Origin of the sequence: Microbacterium sp. Root180, assembly GCF_001428485.1 — a bacterium.
Taxonomy (GTDB): domain Bacteria; phylum Actinomycetota; class Actinomycetes; order Actinomycetales; family Microbacteriaceae; genus Microbacterium.
The window spans coordinates 1-14,914 of record NZ_LMHS01000003.1; the positions used below are offsets into that span (position 1 = coordinate 1).

The following is a 14,914-nucleotide window of genomic DNA, read 5'->3' on the forward strand; positions in this document are numbered from 1 at the left end:
TTGACAAGTGCACGCTGTTGAGTTCTCAAGGATCGGACGCACCCACCAACCAGCCTCACAGCCAGCCCAGCAGGGCAACTTCACAATCTTATCCGCCTGCGGGCCGCTCGTCAAATCGGGCGAACCGGAGTCCGAGGACTCCCGTTCGCGGTCGATGACCGCGCATCCGAGGAGGATGATCCCCTCCGTCGACCCGTGGGTCACACCTCTCGGAAGAGGTTCTGGATGGGGGTGTTTCCGCTTGAGGGGGCGGGGCCTTCCGGCCTCTCCGCTCTTCCCTTTGGGGCGAACAACAAGAACATTACGTGACAGCTCGACGTCCGTCGAATCCTGGCGACATCCCGGGCGTGTCGCGCGGCGGGAGCCGCGAGAACACGCGGCTCCCGGCGTCGCAGCGGGTCACGGTCGCGTCAGTTCCCGCGCGCGCGCCGAGCGCATCGCCTGCACGACGACGCACAGCACGACCGTCACGGCGCCCCAGAGGGCGCACGCCGGTGGGAGTACCCGATACGCCAGATGCGCCACCGTGAAGTCATCGTCCAGCGGACCCCAGATCGCGATGCCGGCGAACCAGGCGAGTCCGAGCACCACCGGCAGCGAGATCCACCACGCCCAGCGCACCGCTGCCGGAAGCACCCGCGCGACAGGCGCCGACCCTTCCCGACGGCTCAGCCAGATCAGCGCCCAAACGCCGATGATCGCCAGTCCGACGACCCCCGATCCGTACTGCAGCCACTTGAAGCCCCGCAGCGGGCCCCACTCCTCAGCGAGGAAAGGAAGGATGTCCACTCCCCACCGACCCTCGTGCGTGAACAGATCCCACGCAATGTGGCTCACGACCCCGAGGACGAGAGAGACCAGGAGGAGCAGCATCCCCCGCCCCGACACGCGCCAGCGCCGATCCGCCCCCGGTCCGGGCACGCTCGTGATCGACAGCGTCTCCTGCACCGCGGCACCGGCCCCACGATCCCACTCCCCCGGCAGCCGCGCGGAGAGCCACGACGGCGCCAGCTCGCGCGCGGCCGGGCGCAGCACCACGCGCCACACCAGCAGCAGTGCCAGCGCGAGGACGACCGTCGCCGGGACCCACGCGAGGTCGTGCGTGCGTCCGTAGTGCAGCGGAAGTCCGCGCACGAACAGCGGGAGGTCGGGCGCCATCGCTCCGACCGCGATCGCGGCGGGCACGAGCGGCGTGCGGATGAACGGCAGCGCAACCACCGCGTGGCTCGGCGTGAACGGCATGGGCCTCCGTCGGTGATCGAGGGCGGACGCACGGCGGCGCCGGCGGTGTCAGACCTGGACGAACACTCCGGCGAGAGTCTTCTTCCCTCGGCGCAGCACCGACACACCACCGGGCAGCCCGCCCGTGATCACCGCGGCCTCGTCGTCGACCTTGACGCCGTCGAGCGAGACTCCGCCCTGCGCGATCGAGCGTCGTGCCTCGGAGAGACTCGACGCGAGCCCCGTGTCGACGAGGCCCTGAAGGACCGGCGTGCCGGTCGCGACGGTCGCGTTCGGCAGCTCCTCGAGCGCCTGACCGAGGGTGGTGGCGTCGAGCGCAGCCAGATCGCCCTGGCCGAAGAGCGCCTCGGATGCCGCGATCACAGCCGCTGCGGCATCCGGTCCGTGCACGAACGTCGTGACCTCGAGGGCCAGACGCTTCTGCGCGGCGCGGCGGAACGGCTCGTCCGCGACGAGCTGCTCGTACTGCTCGATCTCTGCGCGCGTGAGGAACGTGAACACCTTGAGGCGCGTGATCACGTCCGCATCGTCGGTGTTGAGCCAGAACTGGTACATCCGGTACGGACTGCACATCGCGGCGTCGAGCCAGATCGCGTTGCCCGCGCTCTTGCCGAACTTGGTGCCGTCGCTGTTCGTGATCAGCGGCGTGCCGATGGCGTGCACCGACACGCCCTCCACGCGATGGATGAGGTCGGTGCCGCTGGTCAGGTTGCCCCATTGGTCGCTGCCGCCGGTCTGCAGCACGCAGTCGTAGCGGCGGTGCAGCTCGAGGTAGTCCAGGCCCTGCAGGATCTGGTAGCTGAACTCCGTGTAGCTGATGCCGGCCTCGGAATTGAGGCGCGCGGCCACGGCGTCCTTCTTGATCATCGTGCCGACGCGGAAGTGCTTGCCGATCCCGCGGAGGAAGTCGATGGCGCTGAGCGGCGCCGTCCAGTCGAGGTTGTTGACCATGCGGGCGGCGTTGTCGCCCTCGAAGCTCAAGAATCGCTCCACCTGTGCCCGCAGGTAGCCGACCCACTCCTCGACGGTCTCGACGGGGTTCAGCACGCGCTCGGCGTCACGGCCGCCGGGGTCGCCGACGAGCCCGGTCGACCCGCCCACGAGCCCCAGCGGCTTATGGCCGGCCAGCTGCAGGCGACGCATGAGGAGCAGCTGCACCAGGTTGCCGAGGTGGAGGCTCGGTGCGGTGGGGTCGAAGCCGCAGTAATACGTGATCGGGCCGCCGGCGAGCAGGGCGCGCAGCGCCTCCTGGTCGGTGGACACATGCACGAGTCCGCGCCAGACGATCTCATCCCAGACGTTCTCGAACGCCGGGTCGTTGGCGGGCGCGGTCGCGCTCACGACGGTTTCAGACACGCGGTTCAGGCTATCAGCGGGCAGACGGATGCCCCGCCCGCCCGCCGGCGCGGGGGGACGAGGCATCCGTGCTCAGGCGGTCTCCTCGAGGCGCGCGACCTGGGCGGCCGAGAGCTCGAATCGCACCGCGTCCATCGCCGCGTCGAGCTGGTCGAGCTTGCTCCCGCCGAGCATGGGCCGGATGCCGCGCGCGACATGCCACGCCAGCACGGTCTGTCCACGCGAGGCGCCGAGCTCCCCCGCCACGTCCTCGAGCACCTCGAGTCGGCGGGCGTTGCCGGGATGGTCGTAGATGTCGGGAATCGGCTTGGCGGGATTGTCATAGGCACCCGACAGCAGCGGGGTGTACGCCCACACCTCAAGGCGGTGCGCCGCAGCGTAGTCGCGGTGCTCGTCGCTCAGCACGCCGAACGGGTGGTTGGTGGGATTGGTGCCCGGGCGGGGGCGGAGAAAGGTGCTGTTGTGCTGCAGCGCGTCGATGGGCACGGCCCCGATGCGCCGAGCGTGCTCGCGGGCCCGCTCGACACGCCAGGCGGGGTGATTGGACGCGCCGACGCGGGCGACGGCGCCCGATGAGGTGAGTTCCGCCAGCGCGCCGACGGTGTCCTCTATCGGCGTCTTGCGGTCCTCCATGTGCAGCCACAGAAGGTCGACGGACGCGAGTCCGAGGCGGTCCAAGCTGCCCGCGAACGCCTCGCGCACCGCGCGCGGTGAGAGCCCGGCGCGCCGTGCAGGGAACGATCCCGCCCACAGCGGCTCGGCACCGAGCTTGGTCGCGATGCGCACGCGCTCGCGGACGCCCGGACGCGCGGCGAACCAGCGGCCGAGCAGTCGCTCGCTGGCGCCGCCGTGTCCGTCATCGGATGCCCAGAAGGCGTAGCAGTCGGCCGTGTCGATCCAGACGCCGCCTCGCTCGACGAAACGGTCGAGGATCGCGAACGAGGTCTCTTCGTCGACGGCGGTGCCGAACATCATCGCGCCGAGGACGAGCGGGGATGTGGGGGGTGTCGAAGTGGTCATGGTTCCAGCGTGCAACCTGGAGTTCGCTCCAGGTCAAGCCCTATCCTCGAATCCATGACCACTTACACGCCAGCCGAGGCTGCGGCGATCTCGGGCTTCTCCCTCGACACGCTCCGCTATTACGAGAGGGAGGGCATCCTCCCCCCGGTCGCACGCACCGCAGGCGGCCATCGGTCGTTCACGGATGCCGATCTCGGCACCCTCGGCTTCCTCAAGTGCCTGCGTGAGACGGGGATGCCCATCGAGAAGCTGCGACGCTACGGCGAACTGTGCCGCGATGAGCGCACGGTGCCCGACCGGGTCGCGCTGCTCGAGGAGCACGCCGACGCGGTCCGGTCGGAGCTCGACGCGCTGCGGGCTCAGCAGGCCCGGCTGGACGAGAAGCTCACGTGGTACCGGAGCGTGCTGGAGGCGAGTCAGGCGACGGCGATCTCGTCGTAGAGTCCGATCGTGTTGCCCTCGGAATCGCGGATGTAGACCCATCTCGAGTTCTCGTCGAGCGGCTGGATCTCTCCGACCTGCTCGCCACCGTTCGCGACCGCCGCGGCGACGGTGTCCTCGATGCGGTCGACGGTGAACACCACCGTCACGTGGGGCGACGCGCCCCGGAGGTGGAGGTCGCCGTTCACGCCTTCGCCTTCCGGCTGGCGAAGCATGCCCATCTCCTCCCCCCACGGCTCGTACTCGTACCCCAGGACAGTGCGGTAGAAGATCTGCGCCCGCGCGATGTCATCGACGGGGATCTCGAAGTGCTCCATCTTCGCCATGGGTCCACCGTGCCACTCGTGAGTCTCGATCGGAAGGCTGCGGCGATGAAGCCTCTAGGCTAAATTTCAGTGTATTTAGCTTAGAGACTTATGAGGATAAAGCTCAGACGCTAAACTCAACTGAATTCAGCCGTGAGACCTAAGGAGCACAGCATGTTCGTGGTGACCGCGGATCAGCGCAGGAGCCGGGCGGGCGCCGACCTGGTGCCGGCAGGACTCAGCGCCGTCGCCAGCCTCGCGGGTCCGCGTCTCACGCTTGCACCCGAGCGCACCGCCGGGGACGAGCTCCAGGTCGCGCTGGCAGACCCGCGTGCGCTGCTGGACGTCGCGCTGCACCTGACCCGGCTCCAGGCGTGGAGCGTCGGGATCGGGATCGGCGGTGTCGAGGAGCCGATGCCCGCCGATGTCCGTGCGGCCCGTGGTCCCGCATTCGTGAACGCGCGCGAGGGTGTCGACCGCGCAAAGAAGTCGCCCACGCGGGTCGCCGTCGTCGGCGGCGAGGAGGGGGCGGATGCCGAGGCGCTCCTCCGTCTGATGGTGGAACTGCGCGACCGCCGCACCACGGAGGGCTGGGAGCTGCACGACCTCCTGACCGAGGGGCTGACGCAGCGCGAGGCGGCAGGCCGTCTCGGCATCACGGAGGGAGCCGTGAGTCTGCGGGCGCGCAACGCGGGACTGCGCACCGAGGAAGCCGCGGTCCCCGTTCTCGAGCGGCTCCTGCGCCGCGCCGACGACGCTCTCGCGACGCCGGCCCCGCCACACGGCTGAGTCGGATCCCCGTGCCAGACTGAGCGGCATGATCGTGCCTCCCGAGCTGTTCTCGCTCGCGGTGCCGCTGTTCCTCTTCCTCACGCTCAGCGGCGCTCTCGTGCTCGTCGTGCTGAGCACGAAGCGCCCGCGAGAGATCCCCCTGCTCTTCGCCGGCGGGCTGATCCTGCTGTCGCTGGTGGTGGTCCTCGTGCTGCCGATCGAGATCCACCCCATTGGCGCCATCGCCATCGCGATGCTCGGGGTCGCGCTCGCCGCGGTCGGCGGGAACCCGGTGACCCGGCTCGTGCTCGAGGTCGCCACGCACGGCCGCGTGCCCGAGGGTGACAACGGCGGCATCATGCTGCGACCGCCCGCAGTCCCGGGGATCGTGCCCGACGACGCCCCGGCGCGCGAAGTCCTTCGTGGCGGGACGACGATCGGCTACCTCGAGCGCCTCGCCGTCGCGCTGGGGATCGTGGTCGGCTTCCCCGAAGCGATCGCCGTCGTCGTCGCGATCAAGGGCATCGGCCGCTTCTCCGAGCTCGCGGCCGCAGAAGCACGGGAGCGCTTCATCATCGGAACCTTCGCCAGCCTGCTGTGGGCGTGCCTCGCGGCGGGCGTCGTCCGACTCGCGATCTGGTGACCGCGGTCAGCTGACGGGCGCTGTCTCGCGGCGCTCAGAGCCCGAGCGCGTGCGCGGCGGCCTGGACGCGCTCGACGAGTTCGGCGCGCTGCTCCGCGACCCGAATCGGCGCCGTTCCTCCTGTGCCCGTGCGGCTGGCGACCGAGCCCTCCACGGTGAGCACCTCGCGCACGGCGGGCGTCAGCACCGGTGAGACCGCCAGCAGCTGTTCGTCGGTCACCTCGTGGAGCTCGATGCCGTCGTCCTCGCACACGCGCACAAGGTGACCGGAGATCTCATGCGCGTCACGGAACGGGACGCCGCGCTTCACGAGCCACTCCGCGACATCCGTCGCGAGGGAGAAGCCCTGTGGGGCGAGCTCGGCCATCCGGTCGGTGTGGAAGCGCAGCGTCGCGACCATGCCGGCGAACGCCGGGAGCAGGGTCTCGAGCGTGCGAACCGAGTCGAAGACCGGCTCCTTGTCCTCCTGCAGGTCACGGTTGTACGCGAGGGGCAGCGCCTTGAGTGTCGCGAGAAGGCCCGTGAGGTTGCCGATGAGTCGCCCGGACTTCCCTCGTGCGAGCTCCGCGATGTCGGGGTTCTTCTTCTGGGGCATGATGCTCGATCCTGTCGAGTACCCGTCGTCGAGCGTGACGAAGCGGAACTCCCGCGTGTTCCACAGGATGATCTCCTCCGCCAGGCGAGAGACGTCGACGCCGATCATCGCCGTGATGAACGCGAACTCGGCGACGACGTCGCGCGCCGACGTTCCGTCGAGCGAGTTCTCGGCCGGCCGCGCGAGTCCGAGCTCACGGGCGACCAGCTGCGGGTCCAGACCCAAGGTCGACCCGGCGAGCGCGCCGCCCCCGTAGGGCGACACCGACGCGCGCGCCGACCAGTCGCGCAGGCGCTCGAGGTCGCGCACGAGCGGCCACGCGTGCGCCTGCAGATGGTGCGCGAGCAGAACCGGCTGCGCGTGCTGCAAGTGGGTGCGGCCGGGCATCACCGCATCCGGGTGCGCCTCTGCCTGGGCGACGAGCGCATCCACCAGCCGGAGCACATCACGGGCGATCACGCGCGAATGGTCGAGCAGATACATGCGCACGAGCGTGGCGATCTGGTCATTTCGGCTGCGTCCCGCACGGAGCTTGCCGCCGATCTCGGGGCCGACCGTGCGGATCAGCGCCTGCTCCAGAGCACCGTGCACGTCTTCGTCGGACGGAGCGGGCCGCAGGGTGCCGTCCGCGACGGCGAGCGCCAGGAGATCGAGTCCCTCGTGCATCGCGGTCTCCTCGTCGGCCGAGAGGTAGCCGGCGGCGGCGAGCGCCTTCGCGTGGGCGTGCGAGCCCGCGATGTCGTAGAGAGCGAGATCCCAGTCGAAGTGCGTGGAGCGGCTCAACTCGGCCAGCTCCGGCGACGGTCCGCTCGCGAATCGGGCACCCCAGAGTGCGCCTTCGTTGGTCCCGTCGCCCTTGCTGTCGCTCACCGCACCAGCCTATCGACGGCCGAGCGCGCGGCGAGGCGGGACGACCGATCGACGACCCACTCCAGAGGCCCGCGCCCGACGAGCAGCGCCCACGCGGTGCACAGCACGATCGTCGCCAGCGCCATCGGCCAGAACGGCTCGAGATCGCGGAACCCCGCCAGGTCGCCGGGCTGCCCGAGCACGGCGGTCGCGACCGCGGCCCACACGAGGAGCTGGCCGACGTACGCCGTGAGCGGCATCGCGCCGACGGCGCGCAGCGGCAGGACGATCCACACGGCGATGGTGCGGCTGGCGAGGAGGCATCCCGCGAGCACAGCGATCGCGAAACCGCCTGAGCCGACGACTTCGAGCAGCCCCGTGGAATGCGGGCTGGCCGTCCACAGGGCGGCGAGATAGGACGAGCCCGCTTCGGTCTCCGCCACACCGGATGCGGCGGCTGCGCCATAGCCCACGATCGCGAGCGCGGCCCCCGCTGCGAGCATCCGCACCTGCACCCTCAGGCGGCGGATGTCTGCTCGCGCGAGACCGAGACCCGCGACGACGAAGGCCACCCAGGTCGTGAACGGGTAGTGCCAGCCAAGGGCGAGCGACAGCGCGTCGCCCGCGGCCGTGCCCCACAGCGGCAGGTCATCGAGCGCGACCTGCACGACCGGCATCACGACTGCCAGCAGGGATGCCGCGATCAGCAGCGGTCGGGCGCCGAGCGTGATCAGCGGCACCGCGAGAAGGAACAGCAGCGCGTACGCAGGCAGGATCACGTAGACCGGCACGCCCGTGAGGATGAGCAGGATGCCGATCACCCACAGCAGTACGGCACGCACGATCAGCTGCAGGCGGGCCGAGCGCAGCGCCGTCCCTGCCCGGGGCACGCGCCCGCCGGTCGCCAGCCCGATCGACACGCCCGCGAGGGTGGCGAACAGGATCGAGGATCGCCCGTCGACGACGGCCACCCAGGTGCCGGCATCCGTCCAGGTGAACGGATCGCGGATCCACAGCAGGTGCGCGGCGAACATGCCGATCACGGCCAGCCCGCGAGCGAAGTCGACTCCCGCGACGCGATCGGGACCGTTCAGGCGCGCCCAGCGGGACGCGAGCCATCCCGGCGCCGCCGGCGAGTCCGGCCCGCTCACGCGCGCATGGCCGTCGTCAGTCCTGCCGCAGCAGCCACACCAGGAGCGCCTTCTGGGCGTGGAGGCGGTTCTCCGCCTCGTCCCAGACGACGCTCTGCGGGCCGTCGATGACTTCGGCATCGACCTCGTAGCCGCGATCGGCAGGAAGGCAGTGGATGAAGATCGCGTCGTCCTTGGCGAGCCCCAGGAGGTCGGTCGTGACCTTGTAGCCGCCGAGGTCGCGGAGTCGCGCGAGCTTCTCCTCCTCTTTGCCCATCGACACCCACGTGTCGGTCACGATGACGTCGGCGCCGGCGGCGGCCTCGTTCGCGTCCGTGAACAGCGTCACCGACCCGCCGGTCTCGGCCGCACGGCGATCGGCATCGGCGATCACGTCGTCCCGCGGCGCGTAGGACTCTGGCGAAGCGACCCGGACGTGCATCCCTGCGGTGACCCCCGCGAGCACGTACGAGTGGGCCATGTTCGACATGCCGTCGCCGAAGAACGCCAGCGTGAGCCCGGCGAGCTCCCCCTTGTGCTCCTTGATCGTCAGCAGGTCGGCGAGCAGCTGGCACGGGTGGAAGTCGTCGCTCAGCGCATTGATGACGGGAACGCGGGTGCCCTCGGCCATCTCCTCCAGGCCGGCCTGCGCATAGGTGCGCCACACGATCGCGGCGACCTGGCGCTCGAGGACGCGCGCGGTGTCGGCGGGCGTCTCCTTGCCGCCGAGCTGGCTGTTGGCGGTCGAGATGATCAGCGGCGAGCCTCCGAGGTCGGCGATGCCGACGGCGAAGGACACCCGCGTGCGGGTCGAGGACTTGTCGAAGATCACCGCGACGGTCTGCGGTCCTTCGAGGGTCTTCAGCTTCCAGCGGTCCTTCTTGAGCGCGACCGCGAGGTCGAGGATCTCGTCCTGCTCGGCCTGGGTCAGATCGTCGTCGCGCAGCAGATGGCGGGTCATGCGTGGGCCTCCGTGGGGGTGTCGAGCAGCAGCGCGTCCTGCACGGTGCGCAGCGAAGCGGTGAGCAGGTCGATGAACTCGTCGATCTCGACGTCGCCGATCGTGAGGGCGGGCACGAGGCGCAGCGTCTCGTCGTTGGGTGCGTTGATGACCAGGCCGTGCTCCTGGGCCGCCGCGACGACGGCCTTCGCGACGGGGTGGCTCAGCGCCACCCCGAGCAGGAGTCCCCGCCCGCGCACCCCGGTGACGAGGTCCGAGTCGATGCCGAGGATCGCGGCGCGCAGCTGCTCGCCCCGTTCCGCGGCATTGCGCACGAGGTCGGCGCGCTCGATCTCGCCGAGGACCGCACCGGCGACCGCCGTGCCGAGGGCGTTGCCGCCGAACGTCGAGCCGTGCGTGCCCGGATAGAAGAGGTCGCTGGCGTGACCGAAGGTGATGAGGGCGCCGATCGGGAACCCGCCGCCGATGCCCTTGGCGACCGTGATCGCGTCGGGCGTGATCCCGGCGTGCTGGAACGCGAACCACTCGCCGGTGCGTCCTGCTCCGGTCTGGATCTCGTCGATCACGAGCAGTGCGCCGTGGCGCGAGGTGAGCTCCCGTGCCGCCGCGAGGTACCCCTCGGGCAGGTCGATGACCCCCGCCTCACCCTTGACGGGCTCGACGAACAGCGCCGCGACCCGGTCGTCGAGCGCGGCCTCGAGCGCCTCGACCGTCGAGTCGATGAACTCGACGCCCGGGGTCATCGGCAGGAACGGCTCCTGCATCCACGGCTTGCCGGTGAGGGCGAGCGTGCCCATCGTCCGGCCGTGGAAGGCGTCCTTCAGGGCGAGGATGCGCGGACGCTCGGCGCCGCCGTGGAGGCGCGCGAGCTTGAACGCGGCCTCGTTGGCCTCGGCGCCCGAGTTGCCGAAGTACACGCGCCCCGTGTCCCCCGTGCCCGCGAGGCGCTTCAGGCGTGCCGCGAGCTCGAGCTGCGGCGGGGTCGCGAAGTAGTTCGACACGTGCGCGAGGGTCGCTGCCTGACTCGCCAGCGCCGACACGAACACGGGGTGGGCGTGGCCGAGCGAGTCGACCGCGATCCCCGCGAGGAAGTCCAGGTACCGCCTGCCCTCGGCGTCCCACAGGTGAGATCCTTCGCCGCGGACGAACATCGCCATCCGCTCCCCGAAGCTCCTGACGAGGTCGCGCCCCGCATCGTCCTGCCACGTCATCCGAGCACCACCTCTGTTCCGATCCCCTTGCTGGTGAAGATCTCCACGAGCACCGAGTGCGGCACCCGCCCGTCGATGATCGCGGCGGTGTCGACGCCGCCCTCGACGGCCTCCAGGCACGCCTGCATCTTCGGGATCATCCCCGACTCGAGCGAAGGCAGCATCGCTCGCAGCTCGGTCGAAGTGAGGTGGGACACGAGCGAATCACGGCGAGGCCAGTCGGCGTAGAGCCCGGGCACATCCGTGAGCACGACGAGCTTCGCGGCGCCGAGCGCGACGGCGAGGGCGGATGCCGCGGCATCCGCGTTCACGTTGAGCGAGTGTCCCGGCTGATCCAGGTCGGGGGCGATGCTCGAGACCACAGGGATCCGGCCCGCGGCGAGCTGGTCGAGCACGGCCTGCGGATCGACCTCGACGACATCGCCGACGCTGCCCAGATCGTGCTCGATGCCCTCGATCACGACGCCGCGACGCCGGCCGCCGAACAGGCCCGCGTCCTCGCCGCTCAGTCCCGCCGCGTGCGGCCCATAGGCATTGATCTTCGCCACGAGCTGCGGGTTGATCTGGCCCGTGAGCACCATGCGCACGACGGAGATCGCCTCGGTCGAGGTGAAGCGATAGCCGCCCTTGAACTCGCTCGGGATCGCGAGGCGATCGAGCATCGACGAGATCTGGGGGCCGCCGCCGTGCACCACGACGGGCTTGACCCCGACGTAGCGGAGGTAGGCGACGTCGGCGGCGAAGGCGTCCTGCAGCTCCTCCGACACCATGGCGTTGCCGCCGTACTTGATCACCACGATCTGGTCGCGGAAGCGCTGGAGCCACGGGAGCGACTCGATGAGCGTCGCCGCCTTGTGGCTGGCTTCGTCGGGATCGGTGTCCTGGATCTCGGTCATGAGGAGTACGCGCTGTTCTCGTGGACGTAGTCGTGCGTGAGGTCGTTGGTGAGGATCACGGCGCTTGCGGAGCCCACCTTGAGGTCGATGACGACCTCGGTCGCCCGCGGCGTCAGGTCGACGGCTTCGCGCGGAGCGTCGGGGCCTCCGGCGGTGCATACGCGCACGCCGTTCATCCAGACATCCACGTCGTAGGGGTCGAATTCCGCCGCCGTCGTCCCGATGGCCGCCAGCACGCGCCCCCAGTTCGGGTCGTTGCCGAAGATCGCGGCCTTGAAGAGGTTGTTCCGCGCGACAGAGCGGCCCACCTCGACGGCGTCCTCTTCGGACGCCGCGTTGCTCACGAGAATCCGGATGTCGTGGCTCGCCCCCTCCGCATCGGACTGCAGCTGCTCCGACAGATCGAGGCACAGAGCGGCGAGCGCCGCACGGAAGGCGTCCGGATCGGGCGTGACACCCGAGGCACCGCTGGCGAGGAGCGTCACCTGGTCGTTGGTCGACATGCAGCCGTCCGAGTCGAGCCGGTCGAAGCTCGTACGGGTGGACGCCCGCAGATGCGCGTCCGCCTCCTCGGAGGTGAGCACGGCGTCGGTGGTGATCACGACGAGCATCGTCGCCAGGCCGGGGGCCAGCATCCCCGCACCCTTCGCCATCCCACCGATGGTCCAGCCGTCGCGTGCGACGATCGCCCGCTTCGGCCGCGAGTCGGTCGTCATGATGGCGAGGGATGCCGCCTCCCCGCCGTCCGCCGACAGCTCGGCGATCCCCTGCTCGGTCCCCGCGAGCACCTTCGCGCGGAACACCTCGTCGCCGGTGCCGATGAGCCCGGTCGAGCAGACGAGGATGTCTCCGGCGCTGACGCCGAGGAGCTCCGCCGCCTTCTCGGCGGTCTGATGGGTGGTCTGGAACCCGAAGGAGCCGGTGAAGCAGTTCGCGCCGCCGGAGTTGAGCACGATCGCCTCGACGACGCCGTCCTGCACCGCCTGCTGCGACCAGATGATCGGGTTCGCCTTGGCCCGGTTGGACGTGAAGACCGCCGCACCGGCCTTGCGGGGGCCGCGGTTGACGACCACGGCGACGTCGGGCTTCCCGGTCGACTTCAGCCCGACCGCGACACCGGCCGCCTCGAATCCCTGTGGTGCGGTGACACTCACGGCGCGACTCCGTTCACGGTGAGCGCGGTGCCTTCGGCCAGGCCCAGCGCGATGTTCATCGACTGGACCGCAGCGCCGGCCGTGCCCTTGACGAGATTGTCCACGGCGGTGACGACGACGACGCGATTCGCCGCTCGATCGATCGCCAGCCCCATCAGCGCCGTGTTCGCGCCGAGCACGTCGGCCGTGCGCGGAAACTCCCCTGCAGGCAGCAGGTGCACGAACGCCTCGTCGGCGTACGCGGACTCCCACGCAGCACGGATGTCGGAGTCCGACGCCCCCGGCGCGATCGGTGCCGTCGAGGTGGCGAGGATGCCGCGCGCCATCGGCACGAGCACGGGCGTGAAGGAGATGCCGATGTCGCCCGCGGCCCCCGCACCCCTCAGCGCCTGCGCGATCTCGGGGATGTGGCGGTGCGTGCCGCCGACCCCGTACGGGTTCGCGGAGCCGAGGATCTCGCTCGCGAGCAGCGTGGTCTTGAGGCTCTTGCCTGCGCCCGACGGTCCGACGGCGAGAACGGTGACGATGTCCGACGGATCGATCACCCCGGCCGCCACGCCCGGTGCCAGCGAGAGCGACACCGTCGACGCGTTGCAGCCGGGCGCGGCGATGCGCCCTGCCCCGACCAGCCGGTCGCGCTGCTTCGCGTCGCCCACCGGGAGTTCGGGCACGCCGTACGCCCACGGGTCGTGGAAGTCGCCTCCGTAGAACCGATCCCAGTCGGCGACGGATTCGAGACGGTGGTCGGCGCCGGCGTCGATCACGAGAGGGGTGTCGCCCAGAGCATCGGTGTACTGACCGGACTGCCCGTGCGGCAGCGCGAGGAACACGATGTCGTGCCCGGCCAGCACCTCGGCAGTGGTCTCCTGCAGCGTCAGACCCGCGAGCGAGCGCAGGTGCGGCTGGTGCTGGATGAGCGGCTGTCCCGCGTTGGAATGAGCGGTGACGCTGCGGATCTCGACGTCGGGATGCGCGGCGAGGATCCGCAGGATCTCGCCGCCCGCATAGCCGGATGCGCCGGATACGGCGACCGAATATGTCATGGATTCCACCTTAGAGTCTGGGTGCAGGGGCCGGAGACGGCGACGCCCGGGAGTCCATGACAGGACTGCGTGCGGGGTCGCCTAGAGTCGGCGCTCGCCCAGACGACGACGGCGCGCGGGAGCGGCGCTCGAAGCGAGCGTCGTGGGTCCCTGGGGCGCCGAAGGCATGTCGCGACGATAGCCGCCGGGTCGCGGCATCCGCAAATCGGCGCGTCACACGGCGGTCATGTGTCCATTGCGTCGAGAAGGGCGACCTCTTCGGCGCGCGACAGTCCCGCCCGGCGTTCGCGGTCGAGTCCGCGCTCGCGCTCGTCGGCCAGGGTTCGCAGGAGAGTCTCCCGCAGCGGCCGAATGCGGCCCCCGAGCAGGCGGTAGACCGCGTTGGAGCGGGTCCAGAAGCCGGGCATGTCGGCGGGGAGCCACAGTGGCAGCGAGCGCGGACCCATCCAGTAGGCGACCTCGTGCGCTTCGAGCCAGGCGTCGTCCGCCTCGCGCGTGGCGCCGGTGTGCCCGGCGACCTCGGCGGCCTCGCGCAGGATCCGATCCAGCGGCACGGGGTCGCCGACGGCGTTCGCGACGCCGGTCCACCGTTCACGTCCGACCGACACGACGAAATCGGCGAGGTCGTCGACATCGATCACCTGCGCGCCGCGGTCGATGCTGTCGGGAACGAGCACGTCCGCGGGGCCGGCGAGCGCGAACCGCCCGACCCAGTAGCCGAACCGGTCGGTGGGGTCCCCGGGTCCCACGATGAGTCCCGGCCGCGCGATCGCCGCACGGTAGCCGAGGGCGGCGCGCACGGATGCCTCGGCCGCCGCCTTCGCGCGCCCGTAGTCCGGCTCGTCGTCCGGGCCGAGCGCAGGGAGCAGCTCAGCCGATTCGTCGGCGCCGGGTTCGTCGTTCGCGGCGTAGACGGACACGGTCGAGATGCACGTCCAGTGCTTCGTGCGCTCCCCCAGCGCTCCGATCGCGGCCACCACGTGCGCGGGGTTCGACGAGATGTCGACGATCTCGTCCCACTCGCGCCCGATCACCTCCGCGTACGCGTCCGGGTGGTCGCGGTCGCCCGTCACGAGGGTCGTCCCGTACGGTGCGGATCGGCCGCCTCGAGCGAGGCAGGTCACGGAGGCTCCGGCATCCGCCCACCGCTCGGCCACACGGCCGCTCAGCCACCCGGTGCCGCCGAGGATCAGGACGTCGGTCATGGCTCCACCCAACCAGACCGGCCGCGGCCGCGGCATCCCCTCCGCTGTCGGCGGAGAGACGTGCACAACGTCGGCGATCCGTCGCGCTCGCG

Annotated in this window: 15 protein-coding genes; 3 read left to right on the forward strand and 12 right to left on the reverse strand. The window is 70.5% G+C overall.

All coding sequences use genetic code 11. The annotated features are described in order from the left end of the window. Positions 1-399: 399 nt before the first annotated feature. The 3 genes from ASD93_RS07505 to ASD93_RS07515 all read right to left on the reverse strand — a co-directional run bounded on the left by ASD93_RS07505 (position 400) and on the right by ASD93_RS07515 (position 3,618). Positions 400-1,242, reverse strand: a complete 843-nt coding sequence (locus ASD93_RS07505; RefSeq protein WP_056120983.1) for a DUF4184 family protein — start codon at positions 1,240-1,242, stop codon at positions 400-402. A 48-nt stretch (positions 1,243-1,290) separates the two neighbouring features. Next, positions 1,291-2,598, reverse strand: a complete 1,308-nt coding sequence (gene tyrS, locus ASD93_RS07510) for a tyrosine--tRNA ligase (RefSeq protein WP_056120985.1) — start codon at positions 2,596-2,598, stop codon at positions 1,291-1,293. A 72-nt stretch (positions 2,599-2,670) separates the two neighbouring features. After that, the gene (locus ASD93_RS07515) at positions 2,671-3,618 is read right to left on the reverse strand and encodes an aldo/keto reductase (RefSeq protein ID WP_056120988.1); all 948 of its coding nucleotides are present in this window, start codon (positions 3,616-3,618) and stop codon (positions 2,671-2,673) included. Between the two features lie 54 nt (positions 3,619-3,672). Between ASD93_RS07515 and ASD93_RS07520 the strand changes: the two genes are divergently transcribed. Beyond that, complete coding sequence (locus tag ASD93_RS07520; protein WP_056120991.1) at positions 3,673-4,059, forward strand: MerR family transcriptional regulator; 387 nt, start codon at positions 3,673-3,675, stop codon at positions 4,057-4,059. Here ASD93_RS07520 and ASD93_RS07525 read toward each other — a convergent pair. After that, the gene (locus ASD93_RS07525) at positions 4,035-4,385 is read right to left on the reverse strand and encodes a VOC family protein (RefSeq protein ID WP_235566913.1); all 351 of its coding nucleotides are present in this window, start codon (positions 4,383-4,385) and stop codon (positions 4,035-4,037) included. The genes ASD93_RS07520 and ASD93_RS07525 overlap by 25 nt on opposite strands. A 153-nt stretch (positions 4,386-4,538) precedes the next feature. On the opposite strand from ASD93_RS07525, the gene ASD93_RS07530 reads away from it, so the two are divergent. Next, positions 4,539-5,153, forward strand: coding sequence for a hypothetical protein (locus ASD93_RS07530; protein WP_056120993.1), 615 nt, complete (start codon positions 4,539-4,541; stop codon positions 5,151-5,153). Between the two features lie 28 nt (positions 5,154-5,181). Continuing rightward, positions 5,182-5,778 carry a hypothetical protein gene (locus ASD93_RS07535; protein ID WP_157536903.1) on the forward strand — a complete coding sequence of 199 codons (597 nt, stop codon included), beginning with the start codon at positions 5,182-5,184 and terminating at the stop codon, positions 5,776-5,778. Positions 5,779-5,812: 34 nt separating this feature from the next. Here the strand turns inward: ASD93_RS07535 and argH are convergent, their stop codons facing one another. From argH to ASD93_RS07575, 8 genes are all read right to left on the reverse strand, one after another. Next, a complete protein-coding gene (gene argH / locus ASD93_RS07540) occupies positions 5,813-7,243 on the reverse strand; it encodes an argininosuccinate lyase (RefSeq protein WP_056120995.1) in 1,431 nt (476 codons plus the stop codon). Further along, a complete protein-coding gene (locus ASD93_RS07545; RefSeq protein ID WP_056120997.1) occupies positions 7,240-8,373 on the reverse strand; it encodes a heparan-alpha-glucosaminide N-acetyltransferase domain-containing protein in 1,134 nt (377 codons plus the stop codon). The genes argH and ASD93_RS07545 overlap by 4 nt, the downstream gene beginning before the upstream one ends. A 16-nt stretch (positions 8,374-8,389) precedes the next feature. Continuing rightward, positions 8,390-9,313, reverse strand: a complete 924-nt coding sequence (gene argF / locus ASD93_RS07550) for an ornithine carbamoyltransferase (protein ID WP_056120999.1) — start codon at positions 9,311-9,313, stop codon at positions 8,390-8,392. Further along, entirely contained in the window at positions 9,310-10,524 is a 1,215-nt protein-coding gene (locus tag ASD93_RS07555) for an acetylornithine transaminase (RefSeq protein ID WP_056121001.1), read from the reverse strand. Before ASD93_RS07555 ends, argF begins: the two co-directional genes overlap by 4 nt. Further along, positions 10,521-11,420 carry an acetylglutamate kinase gene (gene argB, locus ASD93_RS07560; protein WP_056121004.1) on the reverse strand — a complete coding sequence of 300 codons (900 nt, stop codon included), beginning with the start codon at positions 11,418-11,420 and terminating at the stop codon, positions 10,521-10,523. The genes ASD93_RS07555 and argB overlap by 4 nt, the downstream gene beginning before the upstream one ends. After that, the gene (gene argJ / locus ASD93_RS07565; RefSeq protein ID WP_056121006.1) at positions 11,417-12,574 is read right to left on the reverse strand and encodes a bifunctional glutamate N-acetyltransferase/amino-acid acetyltransferase ArgJ; all 1,158 of its coding nucleotides are present in this window, start codon (positions 12,572-12,574) and stop codon (positions 11,417-11,419) included. The genes argB and argJ overlap by 4 nt, the downstream gene beginning before the upstream one ends. Beyond that, entirely contained in the window at positions 12,571-13,617 is a 1,047-nt protein-coding gene (gene argC / locus ASD93_RS07570; RefSeq protein ID WP_056124166.1) for an N-acetyl-gamma-glutamyl-phosphate reductase, read from the reverse strand. Before argC ends, argJ begins: the two co-directional genes overlap by 4 nt. Positions 13,618-13,841: 224 nt before the next feature. Then, entirely contained in the window at positions 13,842-14,822 is a 981-nt protein-coding gene (locus ASD93_RS07575) for an NAD-dependent epimerase/dehydratase family protein (protein WP_056121008.1), read from the reverse strand. Positions 14,823-14,914: the final 92 nt, after the last annotated feature.